At 64.0% G+C, this 1,416-nt stretch carries 2 protein-coding genes; one reads left to right on the top strand and one right to left on the bottom strand.

Going from position 1 to position 1,416, the window contains the following annotated elements; translation table 11 throughout:
* Positions 1-78: 78 nt before the first annotated feature.
* Entirely contained in the window at positions 79-372 is a 294-nt protein-coding gene (locus tag ACFQ50_RS24515; protein WP_377998227.1) for an HPr family phosphocarrier protein, read from the bottom strand.
* A 185-nt stretch (positions 373-557) separates the two neighbouring features.
* Here ACFQ50_RS24515 and ACFQ50_RS24510 point away from each other — a divergent pair, with 185 nt between their 5' ends.
* Positions 558-1,349: a GntR family transcriptional regulator gene (locus ACFQ50_RS24510; protein ID WP_377998226.1), complete on the top strand. Its 792-nt coding sequence runs from the start codon at positions 558-560 to the stop codon at positions 1,347-1,349.
* Positions 1,350-1,416: the final 67 nt, after the last annotated feature.

The following is a 1,416-nucleotide window of genomic DNA, read 5'->3' as shown; positions in this document are numbered from 1 at the left end:
ACCTTTATGGTGGGGCCCGCCGTCGTTCTGTGCTTAAGTCGTTCTGCGCTTAAGTTGCTCCGCTGCTTTCGGCCGGCGCTAGCTGGCCTTCTGCGACGCCAGCAGCTCGACGAGACCCGAGAGCGCCGCCTCGGCTTCACCGAGGCTTCTGCCCACCGGCAGGGCTGATTCCTTTACCGCCAGCTCTACCTCGCAGCCACAGTTGAAGTCAGCAGTCATGACCTCGAGCAGGGAGCGGGCGTCTACGGCGTCAATGCCGTTCTTGCGGATGGTCACCGGCAAGCCTGTCTCTGTGACCGCGCGGACGAACACCGCTGCCGGCCTGGCGTGCAGGCCGATGGCCGCAGAAACTATTGCCTTACGAACGGGCAACTGGACTCCTTCGTCTTGGACGGGATGGCACATTTGGGGGGAAGCCGCCGTCGTCTTTCTAAATTGTTCGCCTTTAAGAATATCGGCCCCGGTGAGGTCAACCTGCCGCTTGCTGGCCTGGTCTAGACCTGTGGCCGCGTAGGCTTACCCTTGAACTGTGATACTGCAATACAGGAGTGGCCACCGTGCCAGCTAACGTGGCCGGCATTGCCGGTGAAATCGACAGATCCAGCGGGACACCGATTTACGTCCAGCTCCGTGAGATCCTCAGGACCTACATCGCGACGTCCTGCCCGCCGGGCTCGGCGCTACCCTCCGAACGGGACCTCGCCGAGCGGTTCGGCCTCGCCCGGATGACCGTCCGCCAGGCCATCGACGCCCTGGTGGGGGAAGAGGTCATCGAACGGGTGGTGGGCCTGGGCACCTTCGTCCGGAAGCCGAAGCTCGATCTCCAGGTCAAGCTGACCTCCTACAGCGAGGAAATGCAGCGCCGCGGCATGGTCCCGGCCGCGAAGGTACTGAGCTTTGAGCAGATCGCCGCCAGCGCCTTCCTGGCACGGGAACTCCAGCTGGAGGAGGGAACACCCCTGGTGCGTTTCCGGCGCCTTCTGCTGGCCGATAACGAGCCAATGAGCGTGGATGAGAACTTCATCCCCGCCCACCGGGTGCCGGGGCTGCTCGACGGCGAGCCGCCCACCTCGCTCTACAACGTCCTCAGCGAACAGTTCGGCCTGGTCATGGAATGGGGCGAGGACATGATCGAGGCCACGGCTGCGTCACCCTCAACCGCACGGCTGCTCAACGTTGAAATCGGCGCGCCACTGCTGAAGATCCAGCGGCATGCCTTTGTCGCCCGCTCGATGGTGGACTACTCGGTGTCCTACTACCGGGCAGACCGGTACAAGCTGTGGGTTCCGCTGCAGCGGCCCGGCGTTCGGCCAACCCGGAACTACGCGTCGGGTTACCGTCAGCAGTAGCCGGGCTGGCTTCCTGCCCGCAAAGGGGTTCTGTTCGGAGCACAGAGAAGGCCCGGTCCTGGTGGAC

It is taken from the genome of Arthrobacter sp. NPDC056493 (assembly GCF_042795115.1).
In the GTDB taxonomy this organism is placed as follows: domain Bacteria; phylum Actinomycetota; class Actinomycetes; order Actinomycetales; family Micrococcaceae; genus Arthrobacter.
This window is presented reverse-complemented; position numbering and strand designations above follow the sequence as displayed.